Annotated in this window: 21 protein-coding genes; 6 read left to right on the forward strand and 15 right to left on the reverse strand. The window is 74.0% G+C overall.

The features are described from left to right. Position 1: 1 nt before the first annotated feature. Positions 2 to 421: a DUF1761 domain-containing protein gene (locus FB558_RS02270; RefSeq protein ID WP_142047639.1), complete on the reverse strand. Its 420-nt coding sequence runs from the start codon at positions 419 to 421 to the stop codon at positions 2 to 4. Positions 422 to 472: 51 nt separating this feature from the next. Here FB558_RS02270 and FB558_RS02275 point away from each other — a divergent pair, with 51 nt between their 5' ends. After that, positions 473 to 1159 (forward strand): winged helix-turn-helix transcriptional regulator, encoded by a 687-nt coding sequence (locus tag FB558_RS02275; RefSeq protein WP_142047641.1) that lies wholly within the window; start codon positions 473 to 475, stop codon positions 1157 to 1159. Positions 1160 to 1221: 62 nt separating this feature from the next. Here FB558_RS02275 and FB558_RS02280 read toward each other — a convergent pair whose 3' ends face one another. The 6 genes from FB558_RS02280 to FB558_RS02305 all read right to left on the reverse strand — a co-directional run bounded on the left by FB558_RS02280 (position 1222) and on the right by FB558_RS02305 (position 7209). Then, a complete protein-coding gene (locus FB558_RS02280; protein WP_142047643.1) occupies positions 1222 to 2187 on the reverse strand; it encodes a helix-turn-helix transcriptional regulator in 966 nt (321 codons plus the stop codon). An 81-nt stretch (positions 2188 to 2268) separates the two neighbouring features. Next, positions 2269 to 3222 (reverse strand): aldo/keto reductase, encoded by a 954-nt coding sequence (locus tag FB558_RS02285; protein WP_142047645.1) that lies wholly within the window; start codon positions 3220 to 3222, stop codon positions 2269 to 2271. Between the two features lie 192 nt (positions 3223 to 3414). After that, on the reverse strand, positions 3415 to 4317 hold the full coding sequence (locus FB558_RS02290; protein ID WP_142047647.1) for a sugar phosphate isomerase/epimerase family protein: 903 nt from the start codon (positions 4315 to 4317) through the stop codon (positions 3415 to 3417). 29 nt (positions 4318 to 4346) lie between these two features. After that, positions 4347 to 5429: a Gfo/Idh/MocA family protein gene (locus FB558_RS02295; RefSeq protein WP_211366008.1), complete on the reverse strand. Its 1083-nt coding sequence runs from the start codon at positions 5427 to 5429 to the stop codon at positions 4347 to 4349. Next, on the reverse strand, positions 5426 to 6475 hold the full coding sequence (locus FB558_RS02300) for an aldose 1-epimerase family protein (protein WP_211366011.1): 1050 nt from the start codon (positions 6473 to 6475) through the stop codon (positions 5426 to 5428). Before FB558_RS02300 ends, FB558_RS02295 begins: the two co-directional genes overlap by 4 nt. Then, positions 6472 to 7209, reverse strand: coding sequence for an SDR family NAD(P)-dependent oxidoreductase (locus FB558_RS02305; RefSeq protein ID WP_211366014.1), 738 nt, complete (start codon positions 7207 to 7209; stop codon positions 6472 to 6474). Before FB558_RS02305 ends, FB558_RS02300 begins: the two co-directional genes overlap by 4 nt. 148 nt (positions 7210 to 7357) lie before the next feature. Here FB558_RS02305 and FB558_RS02310 point away from each other — a divergent pair, with 148 nt between their 5' ends. Genes FB558_RS02310 through FB558_RS02330 form a run of 5 tightly spaced genes read left to right on the forward strand, consistent with a single transcriptional unit; the run spans position 7358 to position 12826 of the window. Further along, positions 7358 to 8674: an MFS transporter gene (locus tag FB558_RS02310; protein WP_142047653.1), complete on the forward strand. Its 1317-nt coding sequence runs from the start codon at positions 7358 to 7360 to the stop codon at positions 8672 to 8674. Between the two features lie 9 nt (positions 8675 to 8683). Then, complete coding sequence (locus FB558_RS02315) at positions 8684 to 9886, forward strand: CaiB/BaiF CoA transferase family protein (protein ID WP_142047655.1); 1203 nt, start codon at positions 8684 to 8686, stop codon at positions 9884 to 9886. Then, positions 9883 to 10974, forward strand: coding sequence for an extracellular solute-binding protein (locus FB558_RS02320; RefSeq protein WP_142047657.1), 1092 nt, complete (start codon positions 9883 to 9885; stop codon positions 10972 to 10974). Before FB558_RS02315 ends, FB558_RS02320 begins: the two co-directional genes overlap by 4 nt. Further along, positions 10971 to 11756 (forward strand): enoyl-CoA hydratase/isomerase family protein, encoded by a 786-nt coding sequence (locus FB558_RS02325; RefSeq protein ID WP_142047659.1) that lies wholly within the window; start codon positions 10971 to 10973, stop codon positions 11754 to 11756. The genes FB558_RS02320 and FB558_RS02325 overlap by 4 nt, the downstream gene beginning before the upstream one ends. Positions 11757 to 11788: 32 nt before the next feature. Further along, positions 11789 to 12826 (forward strand): LacI family DNA-binding transcriptional regulator, encoded by a 1038-nt coding sequence (locus FB558_RS02330; protein WP_142053579.1) that lies wholly within the window; start codon positions 11789 to 11791, stop codon positions 12824 to 12826. A 144-nt stretch (positions 12827 to 12970) separates the two neighbouring features. On the opposite strand, the gene FB558_RS02335 is transcribed toward FB558_RS02330, so the two are convergent. The 8 genes from FB558_RS02335 to FB558_RS02365 all read right to left on the reverse strand — a co-directional run bounded on the left by FB558_RS02335 (position 12971) and on the right by FB558_RS02365 (position 24393). Beyond that, positions 12971 to 13549, reverse strand: coding sequence for an HNH endonuclease signature motif containing protein (locus FB558_RS02335; protein ID WP_142047661.1), 579 nt, complete (start codon positions 13547 to 13549; stop codon positions 12971 to 12973). An 11-nt stretch (positions 13550 to 13560) separates the two neighbouring features. Continuing rightward, positions 13561 to 13704, reverse strand: a complete 144-nt coding sequence (locus FB558_RS43040) for a hypothetical protein (RefSeq protein ID WP_170231157.1) — start codon at positions 13702 to 13704, stop codon at positions 13561 to 13563. 772 nt (positions 13705 to 14476) lie between these two features. Beyond that, entirely contained in the window at positions 14477 to 15421 is a 945-nt protein-coding gene (locus FB558_RS02340) for a DUF222 domain-containing protein (RefSeq protein WP_142047663.1), read from the reverse strand. A 398-nt stretch (positions 15422 to 15819) separates the two neighbouring features. After that, positions 15820 to 16245 carry a cupin domain-containing protein gene (locus tag FB558_RS02345; protein ID WP_211366020.1) on the reverse strand — a complete coding sequence of 142 codons (426 nt, stop codon included), beginning with the start codon at positions 16243 to 16245 and terminating at the stop codon, positions 15820 to 15822. Between the two features lie 55 nt (positions 16246 to 16300). Next, a complete protein-coding gene (locus tag FB558_RS02350; RefSeq protein ID WP_142047665.1) occupies positions 16301 to 17668 on the reverse strand; it encodes an LLM class flavin-dependent oxidoreductase in 1368 nt (455 codons plus the stop codon). Then, a complete protein-coding gene (locus FB558_RS02355; RefSeq protein WP_246106214.1) occupies positions 17665 to 19005 on the reverse strand; it encodes an MFS transporter in 1341 nt (446 codons plus the stop codon). Before FB558_RS02355 ends, FB558_RS02350 begins: the two co-directional genes overlap by 4 nt. Before the next feature lie 191 nt (positions 19006 to 19196). Continuing rightward, a complete protein-coding gene (locus FB558_RS02360; protein ID WP_142047667.1) occupies positions 19197 to 23666 on the reverse strand; it encodes a hypothetical protein in 4470 nt (1489 codons plus the stop codon). Continuing rightward, positions 23659 to 24393, reverse strand: a complete 735-nt coding sequence (locus FB558_RS02365; RefSeq protein ID WP_425468015.1) for a hypothetical protein — start codon at positions 24391 to 24393, stop codon at positions 23659 to 23661. Before FB558_RS02365 ends, FB558_RS02360 begins: the two co-directional genes overlap by 8 nt. Between the last annotated feature and the right edge of the window lie 11 nt (positions 24394 to 24404).

Here is a 24404-nt window from a genome sequence, read left to right on the forward strand (position 1 = left end):
GCTACTGGAGCAGGCCGATGACGAGGCCCATGCCCAGGAACAGCACGAACTGGTACGCACTGTTGATCACGGTGAGCTGAGCGGGCTTCTGCTCGAAGCTGTTGTGCTGAGCAAGGGTCGAGGCCGAGAAGCCGAGCCATGCGGTGAAGCCGACGGCCAGAGCCGGCCAGACCGAATCACTGCCGAAGAACACGGATGCGACGGAGCAGGCGGCGGCGAGGGCCAGCGCGGTGACGATGATCGACACCACCAGGACCGCGAACGGACCCTTGCCGGCTCTGATCGAGTCCTCTTCGGTCACCCCGGTCAGCTTCCGCCAGACGCCGCCGGCGAGGCCCCAGTCGCTGTACCAGACCCACGCTATCGCCATCCCGACCACGATCGCGGCCACGACAGCCGGCCAACCGATGCTCACGTCCACGGGAGCCCCTCTTCTCGACGACGACCTTCGCAGTTGATATCATCAACCGTGATGGAGAAAGTCAACCAGCAGTCGAAGAGGTCCCGCACCTACGGGCAGTTCTGCGCTCTCGCGCGGTCCCTGGACCTCGTGGGTGAGCGCTGGACTCTGCTCATCGTGCGCGAGCTCCTTCCCGGTCCGATGCGCTACACCGAGCTGAAGACCTCGCTCACGGGCATCGCGACGAACCTCCTGGCCGAACGGCTGCGGACCTTGGAGGCGAACGGGGTGGTGGAGCGCCGGCTGGAGGAGTCGGGCGTCGCCTACGCCCTCACGCCCTGGGGCATGGGACTGCGGGAGCCCATGGAAGCGCTCGGTCGATGGGGAGCGCCGCTGCTGGCGACGGGACGCGGCGACGACGCGTTCCAGCCGCGCTGGCTGACCCTCGCACTGCCCGCCCTGCTCGCAGGCGCGACCGTCCCGGGTCCCGTGGAGATCGGGATCGAGACGGACGGCCTTCTCATGGTGCTGAGGATCGACGAGGACGGGCCCAGCGCATTCGTCCGCCCCGATGACGAGCCGGAGACGGTCCTCGCCGCCGCGCCGGACGTCATCGTCGCACTTGCCGCCGGAGGAATCAGCATCGAGCAGGCACTGGCCCTTGGCGAGTTCCGGGGCGACCCGGACGTCCTTCGGACCGTCTTTGCCGCCGGCGAGGCGAACGCGGCTCCTCCGATCCCGCCGACGACCGGCGGCTGACAGCCACGCAGGAGCTCGGCCGCCGCACGCGCGCGCACTGATCTCGCCACCCGCCAAGAGCGTCACGCCCGTCGTTCGCGTCGGCTTGCGCCTGGAGCTCCTCGATCACCGAGAACGTCCTCGCATGCTTCTTCCGCACCCCGCCGACCACCCTGTTCCCACGCGCCGTCCTGGGAGGCCGCCCAGGAGGCGAGCATCGTGAGCGCGTCGGCGGTCGGTGTGCCGGCGGCCGCGGTGTAGACGTAGAGCTGCAGCCCTGGCGCCGAGGAGAGCTCCATCGACTCGGAGTCGAGGTCGAGCCGGCCGACGACGGGGTGGCGCAGCCGCTTGCGGCCGCTGGGGTGGAACTTCACGTCCTGGGATGCCCAGCGGCGGCGGAACCGCTCGGAGCGGGTGGACAGCTCACCGACCAGCTCGATGAGTGCCTTGTCGTGGGGGTTGCGGCCGGCCTCCAGGCGGAGCATGGCTGCGGCGTCGTCGGCGATCCGGTCGTGGTCGACGAAGAACTCCTCGGCTGCCTCCGGGTTCAGGTAGACGAACCGGGGCATGTTGGCCGGCCGTCGAGGGGCGGCGAGCACCGGGGAGTAGAGCGCCCGGGCGAGCCGGTTCGTCGCGACGACGTCGAGTCGGCCGTTGCCCACCCAGGCGGGTGCGTCGGTCATCGCGTCCAGCACCTGCTGGACCGCGGGGCGGATGGTGGAGGGGGCGGCGCGCCTGCCGCGGCGGGTGCTGCGTGTTCGGCTCTCGCGGGCCAGGGCGAACAGGTGGGCGCGCTCGGCCTCGTCGAGCCGCAGCGCGTCGCCGAGTGCCTCGAGGACGCCGTCCGAGGCGCCGGCCAGGCTGCCGCGCTCCATGCGGATGTAGTAGTCGACCGAGACGCCGGCGAGCATGGCGACCTCCTCGCGACGCAGGCCCTTCACGCGGCGGTTGCCACCGTAGGCGGGCAGACCGGCCTCGTCGGGCGTGATCCGGGCACGTCGCGTGCTCAGGAACTCCCGGATCTCGTTGCGGGGGTCGATCGAGCCCATGTGCCCACGGTAGGTGTGCACTCGACCTGGAGGGAGGCACTGGCAGTACCGGTCGCGAGACGGTGGGTCCGGCGACAGCTGCTACATCTCGCGCTCCCAGAAGCCGCGCGTGTCGACATCCGTGGCATCCGCGAGCGCCTCCAGCTCCGCGATCTCCTCGTCGGCGAGCTCGATGCCGCAGGCCCGGGTCAGACCGTCGATGTAACCCACCTTCGTGACCCCGATGATCGGGGTGGTCCCCTTGGCGATGGCCCAGGCGGTGGCGACGTCGGCGGCGGACGCGCCCCGGTCCTCGCCGATCGCCCCCATCCGCTCGGTCAGCGTCTGCAGCCGGGGCAGGATCCCGTTGTACGCGGCGGCCCGACTGCTGCCTTCGGGCAACGGGTGGGCCGGACCGTACGTGCCGGTCAGCGCCCCCTGTTCGAGGACCATGTAGGAGAAGAACCGCACGTCGTGCTCGCGGCAGTGGTCGAGGACGCCCGCGCGCTCAGAGCTCCGGTACAGGAGGCTGTAGTGGTTCTGGACCGCCTCCACGCGGAAGCCGGCCTCGCCGAGGATCTGATCGGCGAGAGCGATCTCCTCCATGTTGTGGTTCGAGACGCCGACGTGCCTGATCTTTCCGCTCTCCAGCAGCGGGATCAGCAGCGGCGTCCACCGTGCCACGTCTGCCGGGTTGTGGATCCAGTACAGGTCCACGTACTCCGTGCCCATCCGGTCGAGGCTCTGCTCCAGCATGTCCGCCACCGGATCGTCGCCGTCGCCCGCGACCTGCGGGGTGAACTTCGTGGACAGCTGGTACTCGCTGCGGTCGTAGCCCTTCAGCGCCCGGGCGAGGACCGACTCCGAGCGGCCCGTGCCGTAGACCACGGCGGTGTCCCACACCGTGAACCCGCCTGCCTGCGCCTTCTCGACGACCTCTCGCAGACCGGATGCGGTCAGCCGGCTGCCGAAGTAGCCCTCGCCCGCGTCGCCGCTGTCTCCCCAGGCCCACGTGCCCAGCGCCACCGCCGGCACTCTCAGCGTCTCGCTCGTCATGTCATTCCTCCATGCTCGTTCTCCGGTCGGCCTGCTCGACGTCCAGAGAACCCCTGCACCTCGCGTCCGGGGAGTGCCTGCTGTGCCGGGTACCGCGAGTGCCCCCCGGCTGCGCGCGGTCGCTGCCGGGGGGCACGTCACCTGCCGGCCCTCGAGCCGGACCGGCCTGCGCCCGAGCGTGGAGTTCGGGGGTCAGACGCCCACTTCGATCATCGCGTCCGTCACGAACCTCTTCGCGGCCGGGACCTCGTCCTCCGTCACGTGCTCGATGATCACCGGCATGTTCGGGTGCTGGGCGGCGAGCAGCTGCAGGTACAGCGGGTAGTTCAGCGCGCCCTGGCCGGGGCCGTGCAGCTCCATCGCCCCGACGCCCCGGAAGGACAGGTACTCGGCGGCGCCGGTGTCGGCGTGCTTCTCGTTCGCGTCGGTGGCGCGGTCGACGTCCTTCGCGTGCGCGATCCTGATGTGGGGGCCCAGCTCGCGGAACACGCGGCGCAGCACGCCGTCCATGTCGTCGAGGTTGTGGTCCTCGTAGTAGTTCGTCGGGTCCATCACGAGGCCCAGGTGCGGGCTCGCGATGTCGCGGAACAGCCGCAGCGTGGCGTCGATCGTGCCGATGACGTTGTTGACGTAGGTCTCGACGCAGAACACGGCGTCGTGCTTCGCGGCCTCCTCCACCAGCCCGCCGACCACGTCGAGGCACTCGGCATAGCCGGCCTCGGTGAGGTTGCGGGGGTCGGGGGCCCAGTCGCTCTCGACGTTGTACGTGCCGGTCTCGCTGATCACGTACGGGGTGCCGAGGTTGCGGCCGTTGCGGATGAGCGCACGCAGCCGGTTCAGCCGCACCTGCCGTTCCTCCGGGTCGGGGTGGATGATGTTGGTGTAGCCCGACACCGAGACGATCGGCAGGTCGTGGCGGCGGTAGGTGTCCCGGATCTCCTTGCACTCGGCCTCGGTGAGGCCCTGCTCGGCGAACCGGGCATCGGTGAAGTCGAGGTCGAACTGCACGCAGCCGAAGCCGTGCGCCCGCGCTCGGCGGGCGGCCTCGTCGAGGTCGTGCTGGTAGATGCCGGAGAAGATGCCGACGGGCAGCATGGGGCCACTCCTTCGTGGAAGGGGTTCTGTCAGAGGAACTCGGCCGGCGACACGGCGCGCCGCTCGGCGATCGATCGGTAGGTGGCCTCGACCAGCGCCATCGTCTTCAGGTTGTCCCGCGCGGGGAGCGCGGGCGGCTCGCCGGTGGCCAGGGCGTGCTGCAGCTGCTCCATCACACCGCCGAAGGCGTCCGGGAACCACTGCGTCGTCCAGGTCGGCTCGACCCAGCCACCGGACGTCTCGCTGGAGTACCGCAGGGTGGACGGGCTGCCATCGGGGAAGTCGGGCCAGCCGAGCGTGCCGGTGGCCAGTCCGCGGGTGCCCTCGACGCGCCAGCGGATGGCGACGTCGCCCTCGACGCCCTCCTGCACGGGGCCGCCCCACACGTCCTCGAACGAGAGCGCGAGCACGCCGCCCGGGAACCGCAGGGTGCTCGCCACGATGCCGTCGACGTGGGCGAACGTGGTGCGCGGGTCGGCGCGCGCCGCGGTGTAGACGTCCTCGGGCTCGCCGAACAGGTACCGCAGCGCGTCGAGGTGGTGGACGCTCATGTTGGCGATCGTCAGGCGGTCGTAGTCGCGCAGGAACGGCTGCCAGTGGGGCACCGCGCGCATGTCCACGGTCGCCGTGACGACCTCGCCGAGCTCGCCGCGGTCGATCAGCTGCTTGAGCACGCGGATCGACTGGTCGTAGCGCATGTTCTGGTTGACCGACATGACCTTGCCGGCCGCCTCGACCTCCTCGACGAGCGCGGTGGCCGCGGCGAGGTCCAGCGCGAGCGGCTTCTGCGCGAGGATCCCGCGCACGTGGTCGTGGCGCAGGGCCGCCCGGATGACGTCGGGCTGCAGGTGCGGTGGGTAGGCGACGTCGAGGATCTGCACCGACGGGTCGGCGACCAGCTCCTCGACGGTGTCGTGGACGGTCGGGATGTCCCAGCGCTTGGCCACGGCCTCGGCGTTCGACCGCGTCCGGGAGGTGATGGCCCGCACCGGGAAGCCCGCGCGGGCGTACGCGTCGAGCTGGACGTCGGCCATGATGAACCCGGCGCCGACGGCGCCGATGCCGAACTCGCGGCTGCGCACCGGCTGGTCGGGCAGGAGATCGCCGGTCACAGCTCCCCCACCCGGAACGTCGTCTCGTAGCGGCGCTCCTCGCCCGGTTCGAGGAACGTCATCGACCCGTCCTCGCGGGCGGCGAGCTCGCCCTGCACGTGGTGGGTGGACGGCTCGAAGCCCACGGCGTAGGCGCCCTCCCGCAGGTGCATCCACTGGAAGAACGCCGGGAACTGCGCCGTGTCGTACTCCAGCTCGAAGAACACCCCGAGCCGCTCGTTCACCAGCCGCGGACGCGCCTTCCCGGTCGCGTCCGGCTTCAGCTCGTGCTCGTAGACCTGCTCGACGAAGCCCTTCTGCGGCGCGGGCATCTCGGTGTGCGACACGCCCTGCTCGGCCACGCTGTCGCTCTGCCAGAGCGTGCCCTCCAGGGGCAGCTCGTAGCGGGCGCCCTCGTCGAGGAACGGCCAGCCGACGTTGACGTGGTAGAGGTACATGTGCGGCGTCGGGTCGAACCCGGCGTTGCGCACGGTGTCGACCAGCCGGATCTCCGTGCCGCCGACCTCGGCCTCGATGCGCCGGGTCAGCCGCAGGTGCTCGCCGAAGATCGCGGCCTGGCGCACCTCGCCCTCGGCCCAGAGCACACAGGTGTGCTCGTCGACCCAGCGCTCGCCGTAGCCGTGCAGCCGGGCGGGGATGTTGGCGACGCGCCCGTGCAGCCCGTTCCAGACGCCGGCGCGGTGCGGGTAGCGGTACTGCGAGGCGTCGACCTCGGCGGTGAACAGCGTGTGGTCCAGGCCGGCGGTGAGCAGCAGCCCGGAGAAGCTGCGCATCATCGACAGGCCGTCGTCGTCGCGGTACTCGTGCAGGCCCGGGTGGCGGAACCCGGTGGCCGAGCGCCAGCCGAAGCCGTTGCCGCGGAACTCCGCGGTACCCAGGTCCATCGCGCGGTCCACGAGCACGTCGAAGTTCAGACCCGCTCCGGTGCGGAACTCCAGCGCCCTGATCCCGCGCTCGGCGCCGTCGTCGAGCACGACCGCGCGCACCCCGCCCGCCGCGCTGACGTCCCCTGCTCGCCTCGCCAGTTCGGCACGGTCGATCTTCACGCCATCACCCACCCTCCGTTGACCTCGATGCACTGCCCGGTGACGAACGAGGAGTCGGGCCCGAGCAGGAACGCCACCACCGCGGCGAGCTCCTCGGGGCGGCCGCGGCGCTTGAGCGCCTGCCGGTCCAGCACGAACCGCTGGTACTCCTCGGGGTTCTCGTGGATCTCCTCGGCGGCCGTCGGGAACGCACCGGGCGAGACGCAGTTGACGCGCACGCCGCGCGGGCCGAGCTCGCGCGCGAGCGCGCGGGTGAACGCGGCCGCGGCACCCTTCGTGGAGACGTAGGCGGCGAGGTCGGCCCAACCGCCGTGCATGGTGATCGAGGCGACGTTCACGATCGCCCCCTCCCCCGCGTCGGCCATCCGGCGGCCCGCGGCCTGCGCGGCCACCCAGTAGGCGCGCTGGTTGACCGCCACGACCTGCTCGTACTCGGCCAGCGGGACCTCGAGGAAGGGCCTGCTCGGGTAGACCGCGGCGTTGTTGACCAGCGCCCGCAGCGGGCCCAGCTCGGCCTCCGTGCGGGCGACCGCGGCCTCGATCGCCGCGGCGTCACGCAGGTCCACGCGCAGTGGCAGCGCCTGCCCGCCCGCCTTCCCGACGTCCTCGACGGTGCGCTCCAGGCCGGCCTCGTCGACGTCGAGCACGGCGACGTCGAGGCCGTCGGCGGCGAGGCGGACCGCGGTGGCGTGGCCCAGCGCCCCGGCGGCGCCGGTGACCAGCGCGGCGGTCACGCCGCGACCGCGCAGGGACGGAACAGCGACCGGTTCATCGGCGAACCCCCTCGTGACGGCGATCATGCGCCCCCGATTGACATCGCGATCCGGGGCTGCCTAGCGTGATGTTAGCGCTATCGGTAGCGCTAACACCAGAGGAGAACGCATGAGCGAAGATGCCGCGGCGACCCGGAAGCGCTGGGTGCCGGTCTCGGCCAGCGCGATGGGCACGGTGATCGAGTGGTACGACTTCTTCCTGTACTCGTCGGCCGCGGTCCTGGTGTTCAACACGCAGTTCTTCGGCGACGTCAGCCCGGTCGTCGGCACGATGATCGCCTTCGCCACCTACGCCATCGGGTTCGTGGTCCGCCCCCTCGGCGGCATCGTCTTCGGCAACCTCGGCGACCGCATCGGGCGCAAGCCGGTGCTGCTCGCCACCGTGCTGATGATGGGGCTGTCCACGATCGCGATCGGCCTGCTGCCCAACTTCGCGGCGATCGGCTACTGGGCCCCGGCGCTGCTGATCCTGCTGCGGGTCGTCCAGGGCTTCGGCGCGGGCGCGGAGTACGGCGGCGCGGTCGTCGTGGCCGGCGAGTCCGGGCGCGTGCGGCGCGGGTTCTTCACGAGCATCCCCGCCGCGGGCGTCGACGTGGCGATGATGCTCGCCACCGGCGTGTTCGCCCTCTTCGCACTCCTGCCGCGGGAGGCGTTCGACACCTGGGGCTGGCGGGTCCCGTTCCTGCTGTCCGTGGTCGGCGTCGGCGTCGCGTTCTGGATCCGCGTGCGGATGCCCGAGACCGAGGAGTTCCGGGAGATCGAGTCCGAGGCCCGCGAGGCCCGGCGCTCCCCGTTCCGGGAGCTGTGGAGCGACCACCGCAGGAAGCTCCTGCTGGCGGCCGGGGTGAACTTCGGCGGCAGCCTCACCTACATCTTCCAGACGTTCGCGCTCTCCTACTCGATCAACAACCTGGGCTACCCGGCCGTCGTCTCACTGCTCGGCGTGGTCGTCTCCGGGCTCGTCGGGTCGGCCGCCACCGTGGCCTGGGGTGCGCTGTCCGACCGGGTCGGGCGCCGCCCGGTGATCATCGGCGGCGCGTTGTTCCTGATCGCGTTCGTCTACCCGTTCTTCGCCCTGATCGAGATGGGCAGCGTCGCGCTGCTCTACATCGCCGTGATCGTCGCGCACGTCGCCGACCGCGCCATCTTCGGCGTCCAGGCCTCCTACTACGCCGAGCTGTTCCCGCCCCGCGTCCGCTTCTCCGGGATCGCGACGGCCCGCGAGGTCACGGGCGCCCTGGTCGGCGGCCCGCTCCCGCTCGTCGCCACGGCGCTCGTCGTCGCGGCAGGTGGCAGCGCCTGGCTGGTCGCGCTCCTGGTCGTCGTGCTCGCGGGGGTCTCGGCGCTGTCGGCATGGCTGTCCCCCGAGACCAACCCCGACGTGGCCGCGAAGAAGCGGTCCGCCTCCGTCCCGACGTCCGTCTGAGGAGCCGAGATGACCACCGCCCCAGGGATCCTCACCGGATACCGCGTGCTCGACTGCTCGATCGCGATGGCCGGCCCGTTCGCCGCGCAGCGGCTCGGGGACCTCGGCGCCGACGTCGTCAAGGTGGAGCCGGTCGCCGGCGAGTGGCAGCGCCACGCCGCCGCTGGCGGGGCGAGCGGCAACCGGATCAACGTCTCGTTCCTCTCGCTCAACCGGAACAAGCGCTCGCTCGCCGTCGACCTCAAGGACCCGCAGGGCCAGGAGGTGCTGCGCAAGCTCGTCGCGGGCGCGGACGTGTTCCTGCAGAACTACCGCCCGGGCGTCGCCGCGCGCCTCGGAGTGGACTACGAGTCGCTCAAGGCGATCAACCCGTCCATCGTCTACGTCTCGATCTCCGGCTACGGCGAGGACGGCCCCTACGCCCAGCGCCCCGGCCAGGACCTGCTGCTGCAGGCGATGTCCGGCGCGATGCTCTCCTCCGGCCGCGCCGGCGAGGCACCCCGCGCGGCGGGCCAGTACCTCGTGGACGCGGTCACGGCGTCCACGGCCTTCGAGGGGGTGCTGGCCGCGCTGCTGCACCGCGAGCGCACCGGTGAGGGCCAGCTCGTCACGGTCAACATGCTGGATGCGATCACCACGCTGCAGATGCAGGAGCTGTCGGTGCACACGGTCGGTGGCCTGCCCCAGGAGCGTTCGGAACAGCCGCACGCGCACGTCTACATCCGCTCGCCCTACGGAGCGTTCGAGACGGCCGACGGCTACCTCGTGCTCGCGTTCCCGCCACTCAAGACGCTCGGGGAGATCATCGGCGATGACTCCTTCCTCGACATGGTCGACGAGGAGCACGGCTGGACCCACCGGGACGAGATCTTCGCCGCGACCGCCCGGCGCCTGCGCACCCGGCCGTCGCAGCACTGGCTCGACGCGTTCGCCGCCGCCGGGATCTGGGCCGGGCCCGTGTACGGCTACGCCGACCTGCTGCGGGACCCGCAGGTCCGGCACAACGGCACGTTCGTGACCTACGAGCACCCCACCGAGGGCGTTGTCACGGTGCCCGGCTTCCCTTACAAGTTCTCCGCGACGCCCCCGCGGATCGAGCGGGGCGCCCCGCTGACCGGCGAGCACACCCGCGAGGTGCTCGCCGAGATCGGGGTGGCCGACGACGAGGTGGCCCGACTGCTGGAGTCCGGCGTCGTCGTGGAGACCTCGTGACACCCCCCTTCCGCGGCATCACCTGGGACCACCCCCGCGGCCGCGACGCACTCGTCGCCGCGGCCGGCGAGCTGGTCGAGTGGGACGTCCAGCCGCTCGAGGGGTTCGAGGCGCACCCGGTCGACGACCTGTGCGCCCGCTACGACCTCGTCGTGCTCGACCACCCGCACCTGGGCGAGGCGCTCGCGACGGAGGCGCTCACCCCGCTCGACGACCTGTTCCCCGCCGCCGAGCTGCGGGCGTGGGCCGCGGCGTCGATCGGCCCGACCATGCGCTCGTACGCGCTGGGGGGCCGGCAGTGGGCGCTGCCGCTCGACGCGGCGACCCAGGTGGCGGCGACGCGCACGGACCTCGCAGGCGACGCTCCGGACACCTGGGACGAGGTCGTGCGCCTGGCCGACCGCGGCCCGGTCGCGCTGTCGCTGGCGGGCCCGCACGCCTACCTCACGTTCGCCTCGATCGCGGTCGCGCTGGGCGCGCCACCCGACGACTCGACCGGGCTCGTCCCCACCGCGACCGGCCTCGCCGCGCTCGAGCTGATGGCAGCGATCGACGCGCACGCCCCGGCGGAGACCCGCGCGCTCAACCCGATCGGGCTGCTGGAGCTGATGGCCGCAACCGACCGGCTCTGGCACGTCCCGCTCGTCTACGGCTACGTCACCTACGCCGGGCGCGTCGCGTTCACCGACGCACCGGCCGCGGCCGGGCGGCGCGGCTCCACCCTCGGCGGCACGGGCATCGCGGTGAGCGCGCGCTGCCGGCCCACGCCCGAGCTGCTCGCCCACGTCCGCTGGTTGATGTCGGCCGACGCGCAGTGCGGCTTCCTGCCGGCGCACAGCGGCCAGCCGAGCGCCCGCGCCGCCTGGACCGACCCGGCGCTCGACACCGGGCGCTTCTACTCGCGCACCGCCGCGACCTGCGAGGACGCCTGGGTGCGGCCCCGCTACGCCGGCTACATCGGCTTCCAGATCGCCGCATCGGCCGTCGTCCGCGACGTGCTGGCCGGCGAACTCGACCCCGCGAACGGGCTGGACCGCATGCGCGCGCTCCCCGCGGCGAGCCGCGCGCGACAGGAGGAGAACGCATGAACCCCGTGCCCGCCACCGACGACGTCCTGCTCGAGGTCGAGCACCGGGTCGCGACGATCACGCTGAACCGCCCCGCCAAGCTCAACGCGGTGACCCCGGAGATGTCGGAAGCCCTGGTGCGCGCCCTCCGGTGGTGCGACACCACCGACGACGTCCGCGCGATCGTCGTCACCGGCGCGGGTGAGCGCGCGTTCTCGGCCGGCTCCGACGTCCGCGAGCTGGACCGCTACGCCACCCCGTGGGACTTCCGCAACCGCACCGACTACTGCGACGCGATCCGCGCCGCCCGCACCCCCACGATCGCCGCCGTCAACGGCTACGCGCTGGGCGGCGGCCTGGAGACCGCGCTGTCCTGCGACATCCGCATCGCCGCCGAGACCGCGTCCTTCGGTGCCCCCGAGATCACGCTCGGCTGGATCGGCGGCGGTGGCATGACGACGTTCCTCGCGCACGCGATCGGGCCCTCCAACACCGCCTACATGATCATGACGGGTGAGCGGGTCGACTCCGCTCGGGCGCTCGCGTGGCACCTGGTCACCGAGGTCGTCGCGCCCGCCGAGCTGCTTCCGCGGGCCCGGGAGATCGCCGCGACGATCGCTTCCCGCGCCCCGATCGCGGCCGAGACGGCGAAGGTCAACCTGCGTGCGGCGTTCACGCTGCCCGAGGACCAGGCCATGGCCTACGAGCGCGACCTGCAGACCATCTGCTTCGCCACCGAGGACGCCGCCGAGGGCCGCCGGGCCTTCGCGGAGAAGCGCCCGCCCGTGTTCCGCCGCCGGTAGTGGATCACCCCCCGGATATCGTTCCCGGCGTGATGGAGCCCCGCCGCCGCCCGCGCCGGCGCTCGGCGACGCGCTCGGTCACGCTCAACGACGTGGCCGCGGCGGCCGGCGTCTCGCCGCAGACGGTCTCGCGGGTCGTGCGGGACCCCGACGCGGTGGCCGACGAGACCCGCGAGCGGGTCGAGAACGCCATCGCCACCACTGGCTACGTGCCGAACCTGGCCGCGAGCAACCTGGCGTCCAACCGCAGCCGCGCGGTGGCCGCGATCGTCCCGCAGATCAGCACGTCGGTGTTCGCCGAGACGGTTCACGCGTTCGAGTCCGCGCTCGCGCCGCACGGCTACCAGATCTTCCTCGGCACCACCGAGTACCGGCCCGACCACGAGGAGGAGCTCGTCCGCAGCTTCCTCGGCCGCCGCCCGGACGGCTTCCTCCTGGTCGGCACCCAGCACACCGCCGGCACCCGCACCCTGCTGGCCGCCGCGGGCATCCCCGTCGTGGAGACGTGGGGCTGGACCGAGGACCCCGTCGACGTCCTGGTCGGGTTCTCGAACACGGCGGCGGCCGCCGCCCTGGTGGCCCACCTGGTCGAGCGGGGGCGCCGCCGGATCACCTTCGCCGGCCGCCAGCTGCCGGGCGACCCGCGCGCCGCGGAACGGCTCGCCGGCTACCGCGACGCCGTGCGGGACCTGCTCGGCACGCCGCCCCGCGAGGTCGACGCCGGCCCCGAGGCCGTCACCATGGACACCGGTGTCACGCTGCTCGACGCGGTCCTCGAGCGCTACCCCGACACCGACGCGGTGATGTTCTCCAGCGACGTGTTCGCCGCCGGCGCCCTGCTGGCCTGCGTGCGCCGCGGCATCGAGATCCCGGGCCGGTTCGCGCTCACCGGGTTCGGCGACTTCGAGATCGCCCGTCACCTCGTCCCCGCGCTCACGACGGTCGCCGTGCCGAACGCGGAGATCGGCGCCACCGGAGCGGCCCTGCTGCTCGACCGGATGCGCCGCCGCGACGTCGCGCAACGCTGCCACGACGTCGGCTTCCGCGTCGTGGTGCGCGGGAGCACGTAGGCGCCGTTCCGGCTGTGGCGCGACGCCAAGGCTGCGGTGCGGGGCAGCTGCGGCCGCGGTGCCGGCCCGGGCGGATCGGGACAAGGCCATGCGGCCTGGGACGACACGCCCTGCCGGTGGTTCCGTCCCCGGCCCCTCAGCCGATCAGAACGGCGGTGGCTCGTCATGAGGTGCCGGGCCCGCCCGCGGAGGCGGCGGCCGCAGTGGGTCGGCCCCGGGGCCGTCGAGGATCTTCCGGTCGTAGCGGCGCAGTCGCCGCTCGGCCTGCACATCGCTCTCCTCACCCGGATGCGGTCCCGGCCCAGGGTCCAGGTCGGGCAGGTCCGGGCGGATCGGCTCGCCGCGGGTGAGGTACACCCGCCCCAACGGGCTCACCCACCGGAACAACCCCGGCTCGGGCTGGGTCAGCGTCCAACCACGGTCCTTGTCGCGGTGGTGGCGCCTGCATCCCGGACCGATGTTCGCCTCGACGGTCTTCCCACCGCGACTGTGCTCGTGGGTGTGGTCGAGGTCGGCCGAGCGGGCGGAGCGGGTACAGCCGGGGCCGCAGCAGTAGCGGTCACGAGCCCGGATGTGATCAGCCAACGGCCCGCGGGCGAAGCGAGCGTCAGGGTGCGCGGCCAACCGCGCCCGCAGCTCGTCGCGCCGGGCCCACTGGGCGGCGATCTCGGCCAGCAACCCGTGCCAGTCACCCAGCACGGGGTCGGCGGCGAAGCGCTGCATCTCCTCGACCGTCAGGTGGACCTCGACCGCCCCGCCCGCACCCGATCCGAGCCCGACCCCCGCCCGCCGCCACCGGTGTCGGCGCCGGTGTCGGGGCGGGTGCGGGGTCGGCGGCGCAGCACTCCGGCCAGCAGCAGGTGGCCGGTGTGGTCCACGACGACGAACCGCCAGGCCGCCCCGCGGCGCTGGGCGGCGACGGCGTCACGGGCGAGGTGCGCGCCGATCGGTCCGACCCGGGGGATCTCGCCGGGCCGGTCGTCGAGCCCGGCGAGGGTCGCCAGCCCGACGCGGATCTCGACACCCTCGCGGGTGCCGACCCGATCCCGGGTGCGCCGGTCCGGCCCCGCCCCGCCACCGGCCTGGGGCGAGGCGGCCGCGCCGGCACCGGCGGCGCCCGCCCCGACAGCGGCGGCGGTCCCGGCGGGAGCGGGAGCGGAAGTACCAGCGGCAGCGGTAGTGCCGGCAGCGGCGGCAGCACTCCCGGCCGCAGCGACACCACCAGCGGCTCCAGTACCAGGGTTCTCGGTGGCGGAGGCTTCGGTGGCGGTAGTCCCGGCGGTCTTGTCCGCGCCAGTCCCGGCAGACGTTCCGGCGGAACTGTCGGCGGCGCCGGCGCCGGCGAGTGCGACGGCCTCAGCGGGGGCGGCCTCAGCGGCGTCAGTGCTAGCGGGGTCGGCGTCCGCGTCCGAGTCAGCGGCATCAGCGCCAGCGGCCGCGTCCGAGTCCGAGTCCGCGACATCAGCGCCCGCGCCCGAGTCCGAGTCCGCGTCCGCGTCCGCGACATCAGCGCCAGCGCCCGCGTCCGAGTCCGCGTCCGAGTCCGCGACATCAGCGCCCGCGCCCGCGTCCGCGTCGGCAACATCAGCGTCAGCGTCCGCGACATCAGCGTCGGCGTCCGAGTCAGCGGCGTCAGCGGCGGCGGCGGCGTCAGCAGCGGTCGTGGTGGAAGCGGCGGACGTGCCGTTGCCGGCGGTGGCGGTGTCGGCCTCGCCTGCGGCGGGGGTGTCGTCGTCGGGGAGGTCTTCTGGGCGGGAGGTGCTCAGCAGCCGCTGGATGATCTCGTTCTCGGTCAGTCCGTGGAAGGCGCCGTTGAGCATCCCCAGGAACAGGTCCGCGCTGATCCGCCGGCGCGTCCCGGGGTGCCCGGCCCGTCTGGCGGCCTGGGCCAGGCGGTCCAGGCGCTCGGCCGCGGCGGCCGCCTCGTCCGCGGGTAGACCCGGTGCCGACGAGGGTGGCGGTTCCGGTGGCGGGATCGAGGTAGAGGGCCACCCCGCGTTCCTGCACCGCGCGGCGGTAGCGGCGGCGCCGGTAGTGCGGGTCGATGGCGTGCAACGCCCGGTAGATCCGGTCGCCGAGCTGCCTGGTGGTCAGGCCGGGCGCCGCGGGCAGGAACCGCTCGCACAACCGCCGCGACTGCTCCTCGCCGACCTCGCCGTGGGCGGGGTCGAGGTACTCGACGAACACCCGCGCCTTACCGCGGTCGATCTCGCCACGGTGCAGAGCGGCGTAGACCAGCGGCAGGCGTTCGACCAGGCCGAGGGCGAAACCGAGCTCCCGGTCAGCGGCGGTCGGGGTCCAGGTCAGAGCGGCCGCGATCTCGTGGGATGCCCATTCGAACGCCTCCCCGGCCCGCGCCACCGACTCGGCCCGATCCGCACCCAGCTCGGCCAGGGCCACGGTGTGGGCGACCTCGACCACGCCGGCCAGCCACTCGGCCTCCTCGTGCGCGCGCTGACGGGAACGCGCCTGCACGACCTCGACCAGCCGGCTGTTCGGGATCGTCCTCCACGGCAGCCGGTTCAGCAGGGCGGACAGCTGCGGGCCGGGCGGTGTGCTGACCGCCTGATCCACGAGCTCCGCCACTCCTGCCATGAGTCGAACTTACGTTCGATCCCTGACAGTTCGGGGTCGTTCTCGACACCTCCCGGGAGTTCACCCGAGAAGCGCAGTCGACCATGACGAACGGTGACATTCTCTGGCGGACGCGAGGAGCTCTCGGTAGTGGCGCCAACCCGGCCGCCCCCGCACCGTGAGTCGCACACGCGACCGGAGTGATCGCACGGAAGGCCGGGACGAGGGTGTGCCGGCTCGCCCCGAGCCGGGAACGGCCCGCCCACCGCAGCCACTCCCACGAGAACCAGCGCCGAGCCGCCCCCTCTCGCAGGTGAACGGAACACCAGAGCTGTCCATGCAAGATCGAACAACCCTGGTGTTCCGCTCACCCGCAAAACCCGCTCGTCGTGCGGATCCCGCTTCCGGAGCTCGCTCCGTCAGGCGTCCGCCGGGTCTCCGGGCGGGTGTGCGCGGAACCAGTCCACGATCCCCGGCATCCGCGGCTCGAAGGCGCCGGGAGCGGAGACGTTCAGCGCCCCCGCCCGCTCGTCGGTGCGGTTCTGGAAGTCGTGGGTGGTGCCGCCCGGGGCCAGGACGAACGACCCCGCCGGCGCGTCGAACCAGCGATCGCCGACGCGGAAGGTCATCGTCCCCTCGAGCACGTAGAAGGCGTCGTCCTCGGGATGGGTGTGCGCGCCCGGGCCCGTGGTGTGCGGCTCGAGCCACCACTCCGAGATCGAGTAGCGCTCGGCCGTCTCCGCCCCGTCCGCCTTGAACACGGCGTTGATCCGCCCCATCTCGTACCGGCGCCCCGCACCGGGCGCGAGGTGGATCGGGTGCCGGCGTGCAGGATCTGCGTCCACCCGTCGACCGTAGCCGGGTGGGGACACCTGGCGATTGGACGAATGGGAACGCGCCCTACCCCAGCCGGCGGTACCGCGCCCCCGGGTGGTCGTCTGCCAGCTGCGGCCCCGGCGCGGTGCCGAGGTTCTCCCGCAGCGTCGGGGCGGCGTAGCTCTCCTGCGCCCGCCCACGGCGGCGCAGTTCGGGCACGACGTGCTCGACGAAGTCGACGAACGTGCCGGGCGTGACGGCGTAGGCGAGGTTGAACCCGTCGACGCCGGACTCGTCCACCCAGCGCTCCAGCTCGTCGGCGACCGTCGCGCCCGAACCCACCACGACGGGGCCGCGCCCGCCGACCGTGACGAACCGGGCCAGCTCGCCGACCGTCCACTCCCGGTCCGGGTCGGCGGTGGTGAACGCGGCGAGCGCCGAGCGGGTGGCGTCGGTCTCGACGTACTCCAGGAGCTGGTCGGGGTCGGCACCGGAGAGGTCGACGCCGCTCCAGCCGCCGAACAGCGCCAGCGCGGCCTCGGGGCTCGCGAGCTCGAGGTAGGAGTCGCGCTTGGCAATGGCGGCCGCGTCCGTCTCGGCCGAGATCGCCGTGAGCATCGCGAAGATCTTGATCGCGCTCGGGTCGCGACCGGCCGCCGCAGCGGCCTCGCGGATCCGGTCGACCGAGCGCCGCAGGACCGTGGGCGTCGGGCCGCTGACGAACACGGCCTCCGCGTGCGCCGCGGCGAAGCGGCTGCCCCGCGGCGATGCGCCCGCCTGGAAGATCACCGGCGTGCGCTGCGGCGAGGGCTCGCACAGGAACGGCCCCGGCACCTCGTAGTAGCGGCCCTTGTGCGCGATGTCGTGCACCTTCGCCGGGTCGGTGAACACGCCGCGCTCGGCGTCGCGGACGACGGCGCCGGGCTCCCACGAGCCCTCCCACAGCTTGTAGCAGACCTCGAGGTACTCCTCGGCCAGCTCGTAGCGCTCGTCGTGCGGGATCTGCTGGCCGCGGCCCATGTTGCGGGCCGCGCTCTCCAGGTAGGAGGTCACGACGTTCCAGGCGACGCGGCCCTTCGTCAGGTGGTCCAGCGTCGTCATCCGGCGCGCGAGCGCGTAGGGCTGCTCGTAGGCCACCGACACCGTCACGCCGAAGCCCAGCCGCTGGGTGACCGCGGCCATCGCCGAGACCGGCATGATCGGGTCGTTCACCGGCACCTGCGCGGCCTGGCGGACGGCGGCGTCGCGCGAGCCGCCGTAGACGTCGTACACGCCGAGGACGTCGGCCAGGAAGAGCGCGTCGAAGCCACCGCGTTCGAGCAGCTGTGCGAGCTCGGTCCAGTAGTCGAGGTCGGTGTAGCGGTGGCCCTGGTCGTCGGGGTGGCGCCACAGGCCCGCGGACTGGTGCCCCACGCAGGCCATGTCGAACGCGTTGAGCAGGATGCGGGTCACCGTGCCACCCCCGCCGGCGTCCGCACGGGGCCGGTGGCGATCGAGCTCCGATGTGTCTCCGGCGCGAGCAGGGTCGCCGCGACCGTGATCACGGACAGCACCAGGAAGTACCCCCAGATCAACCAGGGCCGCCCGCCCCCGGCCAGCAGCAGTGCCGCCGCGATCAGCGGCGCCGTGCCGCCCGAGAGCACCGACCCGAACTGGTAACCGATCGACGCGCCGCTGTAGCGCACCTCGGTGGCGAACAGCTCGCTGAACCACGCGGCCTGCGGACCGTACATCGCGTCGTGGAAGACGTTCACCGCGATCACCATGGCCAGCACGATCAGCGCGGTGGAGCCGGTGTCGAGCAGCAGGAAGAACACGATCATGAACAGGCCCGCGCCGACCGCGCCGGCCAGGTACACCGGGCGCCTGCCCACGCGGTCGGACAGCATCGCCCACAGCGGGGTGGTGAAGAGCCCGATCGCGGACGCCACGATCACCGCCGTGAGGCCCGCGTCGGGGTCGGCCGTCGTGCCGCCGGCCAGGTAGGTGAGCGCGAACGTCGTGCAGAGGACGTAGAGCGCGTTCTGCGACATGCGCATCCCGATCGTGACCCACAGGCTGCGCCGGTGGCTGCGGACCACCTCGACCACGGGCCTACGCACCAGCTCGGCGCGCTCGCGAGCCTGCAGGAAGACCTCCGGGTCGGCGACGGTCAGCCGCACGGCGAGGCCGACCCCGACCAGCACCAGGCTGAGCAGGAACGGGATCCGCCAGCCCCAGGCGAGGAAGGCCTCCTCCCCCAGGCCGCCGCGGATCCCGGCGAACACCGCGGACGCCAGGAGCATCCCTGCGGGCGAGCCGATCTGGGGGAAGCTGCCGAACAGGCCGCGGCGGCGGCCCGACGAGTGCTCCACCGACATCAGCACCGCCCCGCCCCACTCGGCGCCGACGGCCGCGCCCTGCAGCAGGCGCAGGACGACCAGCAGTGCCGGGGCGAGCAGACCGACCTGGCCGAACGTCGGCAACAGGCCGATGCCCGCGGTCGCCACGCCCATCAGCAGCAGCGACGCGACCAGCATGGACCGGCGCCCGACGCGGTCGCCGAGGTGCCCGGACACGAGCGCGCCGATCGGGCGCGCCCCGAACCCCGCCGCGTACGTCGCGAACGAGGCGAGCACACCGGCGGCCGGGTCGACGTCGGAGAAGAAGAGCGGGCCGAACACCAGCGCGGCGGCGGTGGCGTAGAGGTAGAAGTCGTACCACTCGATGGTGGTGCCGACGAGGCTGGCCACGGCCGCGCGGCGCTGCTGGCGCGGGTCGGTGGCGATGGGTGCGGACGTGCCGGACAAGGCGGGCCCCCGGGGAGCGGATCGGGCGAGGAGTGGACGCGGAGACGGGCGTCAGCGTCGACAGTCACCCGGGGCACGACGGCACAGGTCGATCACGCGGCGGCGCGTCAGTCCCTGGTCCGGCACAGCGGTAGACGATATGTGGCCCTCGGGCCGGATGCCGAGTCGACTGTGACCACGCTCTCGGTGCGTCACGGGGCGACCGGCTCGGGCCTGCGGAACACCCGCGTCGCCGCCACCTGCCCGGTGCCGTCCGGCGCGCCGAGCTCGGTGAGACGGCGGGCCACCCGGTCGTCGACCGACAGGTACTTGCGGCCCGCGCGCAGGTCGGCGTCGTTGCGCAACCGGATGATCAGCGGGAACGCGCTCAGGGCGCCCGCGTCGAACAGCCCCGTCGTGTAGATCAGCTGCACGCCCAGCGCGCGGGCGACGCCGAACTGCAGCTCCAGCAGGTAGCCGGCCGACGCGCGGCCGATCGGGTTGTCCAGGAACAGCACGCCCGCGTGCGGGCGGCGACCCTGCCCCCGCTGGTGGGCGCGCAGGGCCGCCATCGTGCAGTAGAGGACGATCGCGGCGGTCAGCTGCTGGCCGCCGGAGAACACGTCGCGGATCTCCGAGACCCGCAGCCGCTCGGTGCGCAGCACCGCGTCGGGCTTGAGCATCTCGACGCGCACGCCCTTCGGCATCGCCGCGCGCACGCCGCGCAGCAGCAGCGACATGCCGTCACGGCGCTCGCGGGCGGTGCCGCTGCGCTCGTGGGCGGTGCGGTCGACGACCTCGCCGAGCTCGTGCAGCAGCGCCGCGTCGGTGAGCTCGTCGAAGCGGATGCGCAGGAACTGCTGGCCCGACCAGTCCGAGAGGCCGTCGGGCAGCTCCGAGAGCCGCTGGGCCAGGCGCAGCGTGCGCAGCGCCTCGCCGACCATGCCCTGCAGCCGGGTGACGATGCCCGAGCGGTGCCTGCCGATGTTGGCCAGGTCGTCCTCCAGCGAGCGCAGCCGCGGGCGCAGTGCGCGCTCCCAGTCGCCGGCCAGACCCGGCATGTCCGTGCGGGCCACACCGAGCAGGTGGCTGCGCACCGGGCTGGTGACGCCGGAGAAGCGCGCCTCCTGCGCGAACTGCGCCACCGCGTCCACCGCGGAGCGCACCTCCTTGTCCGCGGCGGCGCGGACGCGGGCGGCGTCGCGGACGGCCGCGCGGGCGTCCTTCCACCGCGCCAGCGCGGCGTCGACGTCGTCGGGGAACGGCGAGGCGTAACCCGGCTCCGCGCCGCCCTCGAGGAACGCGTCGTCCAGGCCGGCCACGACGTGCCGGAACCCCTGCGCCGACGACTCGGCCGCCCGGTGCGCGGACTCCGCCGCCGCCGCGGCCGCTCGCGCGTCGGCAGTCCGCGCCGCGGCCGACCGCGCGTCCTGCTCGGCCCGCTCGACCAGCTCCCGCCCGTGCTCGACGTCCTCGGGCTCGCCGTAGGGCTCGATCGGCCCATCCCCCGCACCGGTGGGCGCGGTGAACCGGCCTGCCTCCTTCTTCGCCAGTGCGAGCTCCGCGGCGGCCTCGCGCAGCTGCTCGGCGCAGCGGGTGAACGCGTCGCGGGCCTGCGCGGTGGCGCTGCGGCGCGACGCCGGGTCGGCGGCGTCGGGCGAGCGCAGCAGCGCGTCGGCCACGGCGCGCGCCGCGTCGGGCAGCTCCTCGATCGCGGCGTGGGCGGCCCGCGCCGCGCGTTCGGCCTCGCCGAGCCGCCCCCGCAGGTCCGCGTCCACCTCGGCCGCCGCGTACGCGGCCTCGGCGTTGCGGTACTCCGCGCGCAGCACGCCCAGCGCGGGGGCGTCCGCAGCGGGCCCGTCCGCCTCGGCGTCGATGTCGGCGCCGTCCACGGGCAGGTCGGCCAGCTCCGTGCGGCTGTTGTCGGCGACGGTTCGCTGCCGGTCCCGGCGCCGGCGCGCCTCCTCGGCCTCCCGGCGGGCCGCTGCCGCCTCGCCGCGGGCCCTCGCCGCGCCCGCCTCGGCCCGCTCCACGCCCGCCGTGGCCGCCCGGACCTGCTCGTCCAGCTCCGGACGGCGGCGCACCTCGGCCAGCACCGCGGCGAGCGCCGCCGCCCGGGCCCGGGCCGATGCCGCCGCGGCGTCCAGCAGGGGAGCCTCCTGCTCGAGCCGGTCGGCCCGGTCGTCGAGCGCGGTGATCTCGGCGTCCGCCGCATCGGCCTCCCGCGCCGTGGCGGCCACGGCGGTACGCGCGCTCTCGGCGGCCTCGCCGAGCGCGTCGAGCTCCCCCACCGGGTGCTGCGCGCGCCACGCCTGCAGCCGGGCCAGCAGCGCGCGGTCGGCGTCGAGAGCCGCGCCGAGGGTCTCCAGCGCCTCCGCACGGTCGCGCGTCTCGCGGTCCAGCTCCACCCGGACCTGCTCGGCGGCCGCCTCGTCCAGCATCGCCGGGTTCGGCGGGACGACGAAGTCGACGCCGGGCGCGGCGCCCTCCTCGGCGACGGCGGCCGTGGCGCCGACGGCGACGGCCGCGCACGGCAGCAGGCGCGCCCGCTCCAGCTCCTCGCGCGCCCGCGGCGCGTCCCCGGGGTTGTTCAGCAGCACGCCCGACACCAGGTGCGGCAGCCGCGCGACGACGGACGCGCGCCGCGCCCCGTCCAGCATGGTGAGGTAGCGCCAGCCGGAGTAGGCGGTGATGCCCGCGGCCTCGAGCACGCCGAGCACCTGCTCGATCTCCGCGGGCTCGGGCAGCAGGCCGCCGTCACCGAGCGCGCGCAACGCACGGGTGTCGCGCTCCTGGGCGGCGAGCAGCTCGGTGCGCCGCCGGTCCCCCGCGCCGATCGCGGCGCCCAGCCGCTCCTCGAGCGCGGACGCGTCGGTGTCGGGCCGGATCTCCTCCACCCCGAGCAGGTCGGCGAGCCGTCCCTCCCCGGCCAGCGCGTCCCGGGCGGCCATGGCCGCGGCCAACACCGACTCGGCGCGCTCGGCGGCGGCCCGCGCGGCGTCATCGGCTCGGCGGGCCGCGCTGCGCCGCTCGTCGGCACCGCGGCGCGCCCGTCGCAGCTCGGTGAGCTCGGCGTGCAGCGCGGCGAGCTCCTCGGCCGCCGAGCCCGCCTCCGCCTCCGCGGCGGCACCGGCCGCGGCGACGTCCTCGCCCTCACGGAGGTGCCCCGCCGTGACGGCCGTCGCGGTCGCCCGCTCGACGCGCGCCAGCTCGCCGCGGGCCTGTTCGGCGCTCGCCGCGTGCGTCGCCGCGTTCCCGGCCTCGGCCAGCTCGGCGGCGCGTGCGGCGTCGGCCCGCCCGTCCGCCGCCGTGGCCGCCTCCTCGGCGGCTCCGGCCGCGGCATCGGCCTCGCCTGCCATGGCGCGCAGCCCGGCCGCGAGCGCGCGGGCCGCGTCCTGGCGCGCGCGCAACGCCGGGCGGGCCCGTTCCTGCTCGGCGTCGACCACGCCGCGCAACCGGCGCGCCTCGGCCTCGGCGACCTGGTGGCGCAGCAGCGGCTCGACCGCCTGCCAGCCCGCCACCTGCCGTTCCGCCTCGTCGTGCGCGCGCCGCGCGGCCGCCTCGGCGTCCTGCGCCGCCGCGAGCTCCAGGAGCGCGACGCGCCGGCGCAGCTCGGTGGCGATCCCGTGGCGCCTGCGTTCCTCCGCCTCGGCGCCGCGCACCCGCTCTTGGGCGTCGGCGTGCGCCGCCGCCGCGGCGCCCGCGCGCTCGTCCTCGGCCGCCCGCCGGGCCGCGATCGCGGCGGCGAGTGTGCGCGCGCCCGCCTGCGCGGTCGCCTCCCCGTCGCGGGCGGCCGCCGCGGCGCGCTCGGCCCCGGTCAGCGGGCCGAGGCGGGCCAGGGTGCCCTCGACGAAATCGCGTTCGTGTTCCAGGTCGGCCCGCTGCGCGAGCCGGGTGGCGTAGCCCGCGACGAGGTCGGCGAGGTTCTGCGGCTCGTCCGGGTCGAGCACGGCGCGCAGCAGGAAGTCGACGAACGCCTCGTCGCTGGGGAAGGCGAACGCCTCGGCCGCCTCGCCCTCGCCCGCGTTCATGGCGCGCTGGTAGCGGAACAGCTCCGGGTCGAGCCCGGCGTCGGCGAGGTGGCGCGTCCAGTCCCGCGGGCCGGTCTCCCACACCAGTTCCAGCGCGGGCCGCCTGCGGTGCTCCTCCTGCACGCGGTCCTTGAACCCGGCCGTGGTCACCCGGCGGCCGTCGACGGTGAAGGGCAGCTCGTCCAGGCCGAAGCCGGCGCCGGGCCGGAAGGAGTACCAGGCGGCGCCGAGCTTCTCCGGGTCGGAGGAAGTGACGTGCCCGCGCCACTCCGACACCTTTCCGGTGACGAGCAGCTGCCCGGTGCGGGTGTGCATCCACTCGAGCACGACGTGGGCGACGTCCTCGCCGAGCACGAACTTCTCCAGCACGGTGGTGCTGGTCGTGCCCACCACCTGGCGCCGTCCCGGCAGCAGCACCGAGAACACCAGCTTCAGCAGCACCGACTTGCCGCCGCCGTTCTCCAGGAACAGCACCGACGCCGGGGACGGGCGCCGCGGCACCCGCTCCAGGTCGTCGGGGGCGAACAGGTCGGCCTGCGCCGCGACGCCGCGCACGGCCGGGCCGACGCCGCGCAGGTCGAGCGTGACGTCGGAGTAGCGCGCACCGGGCGGACCGACGGAGAACAGCCGGACGCGGGCGAGCTCATACATCCGGCACCTCCAGCCCGGCCGGAGCGCGCAGGCTGCCGGTCGCCGACGCCACCGGCAGCACGCCCAGCTCCAGCAGCTCGTCGAACGCGCGCTGCGCGGCCAGCTCGCGGACCTGCACCTGGTAGCGCGGGGTGGTGCGGTAGGCGCCCTCGGTGCCGACGGCGACGAGGAAGCCCTGGTCGGCGAGGAACCGCAGCGCCTTCCCGACGATGCCGCGCGTCGTGGCCTCGCCGGCGCGCCCGTCCTTCGTGGCCGTGGTCTCGGGGCGGCGCAGCCACGCCCGCCACGCCGCCTCCAGCTGCGGGGCGTCGGACTCCGGGTCCGTCTCCTCGCCGGATGTGCGTTCCTCCAGCACGCGGCACGCCTCGCGCACCGCCCCGTCGACCTGGTCGACCGACACGCGCCCGACGTAGCTGTCGTCGCCGAGGTCGTCCGGGCGCGGGAACGCGAGCGCCGCCGCCGCGAGGTGCGCGAGGCCGTGCAGCATCTTGTCGGCCTGCCGGTTCTGCAGCACGGTGCGCCGCGCGTACTCGTCCATCCGGATCTCGAACACCGACTCCTCGACCGCGGCGAGCACGATCCCCGACTGCGGTCCGGCCGCGAGCACCACCAGCCCCAGCCCCGCCGCCACGCGCTGCACGGCGTCGGCGAACGCGTCGTCGTCGCGGTAGCGCCGGACGAGCTCGGCGTAGCCGGCGTCGCGGGAGGGCAGTGCCTTGGGCCGCATGCCGTGCGCCA

This window comes from Pseudonocardia kunmingensis (genome assembly GCF_006716445.1).
GTDB lineage: Bacteria > Actinomycetota > Actinomycetes > Mycobacteriales > Pseudonocardiaceae > Pseudonocardia > Pseudonocardia kunmingensis.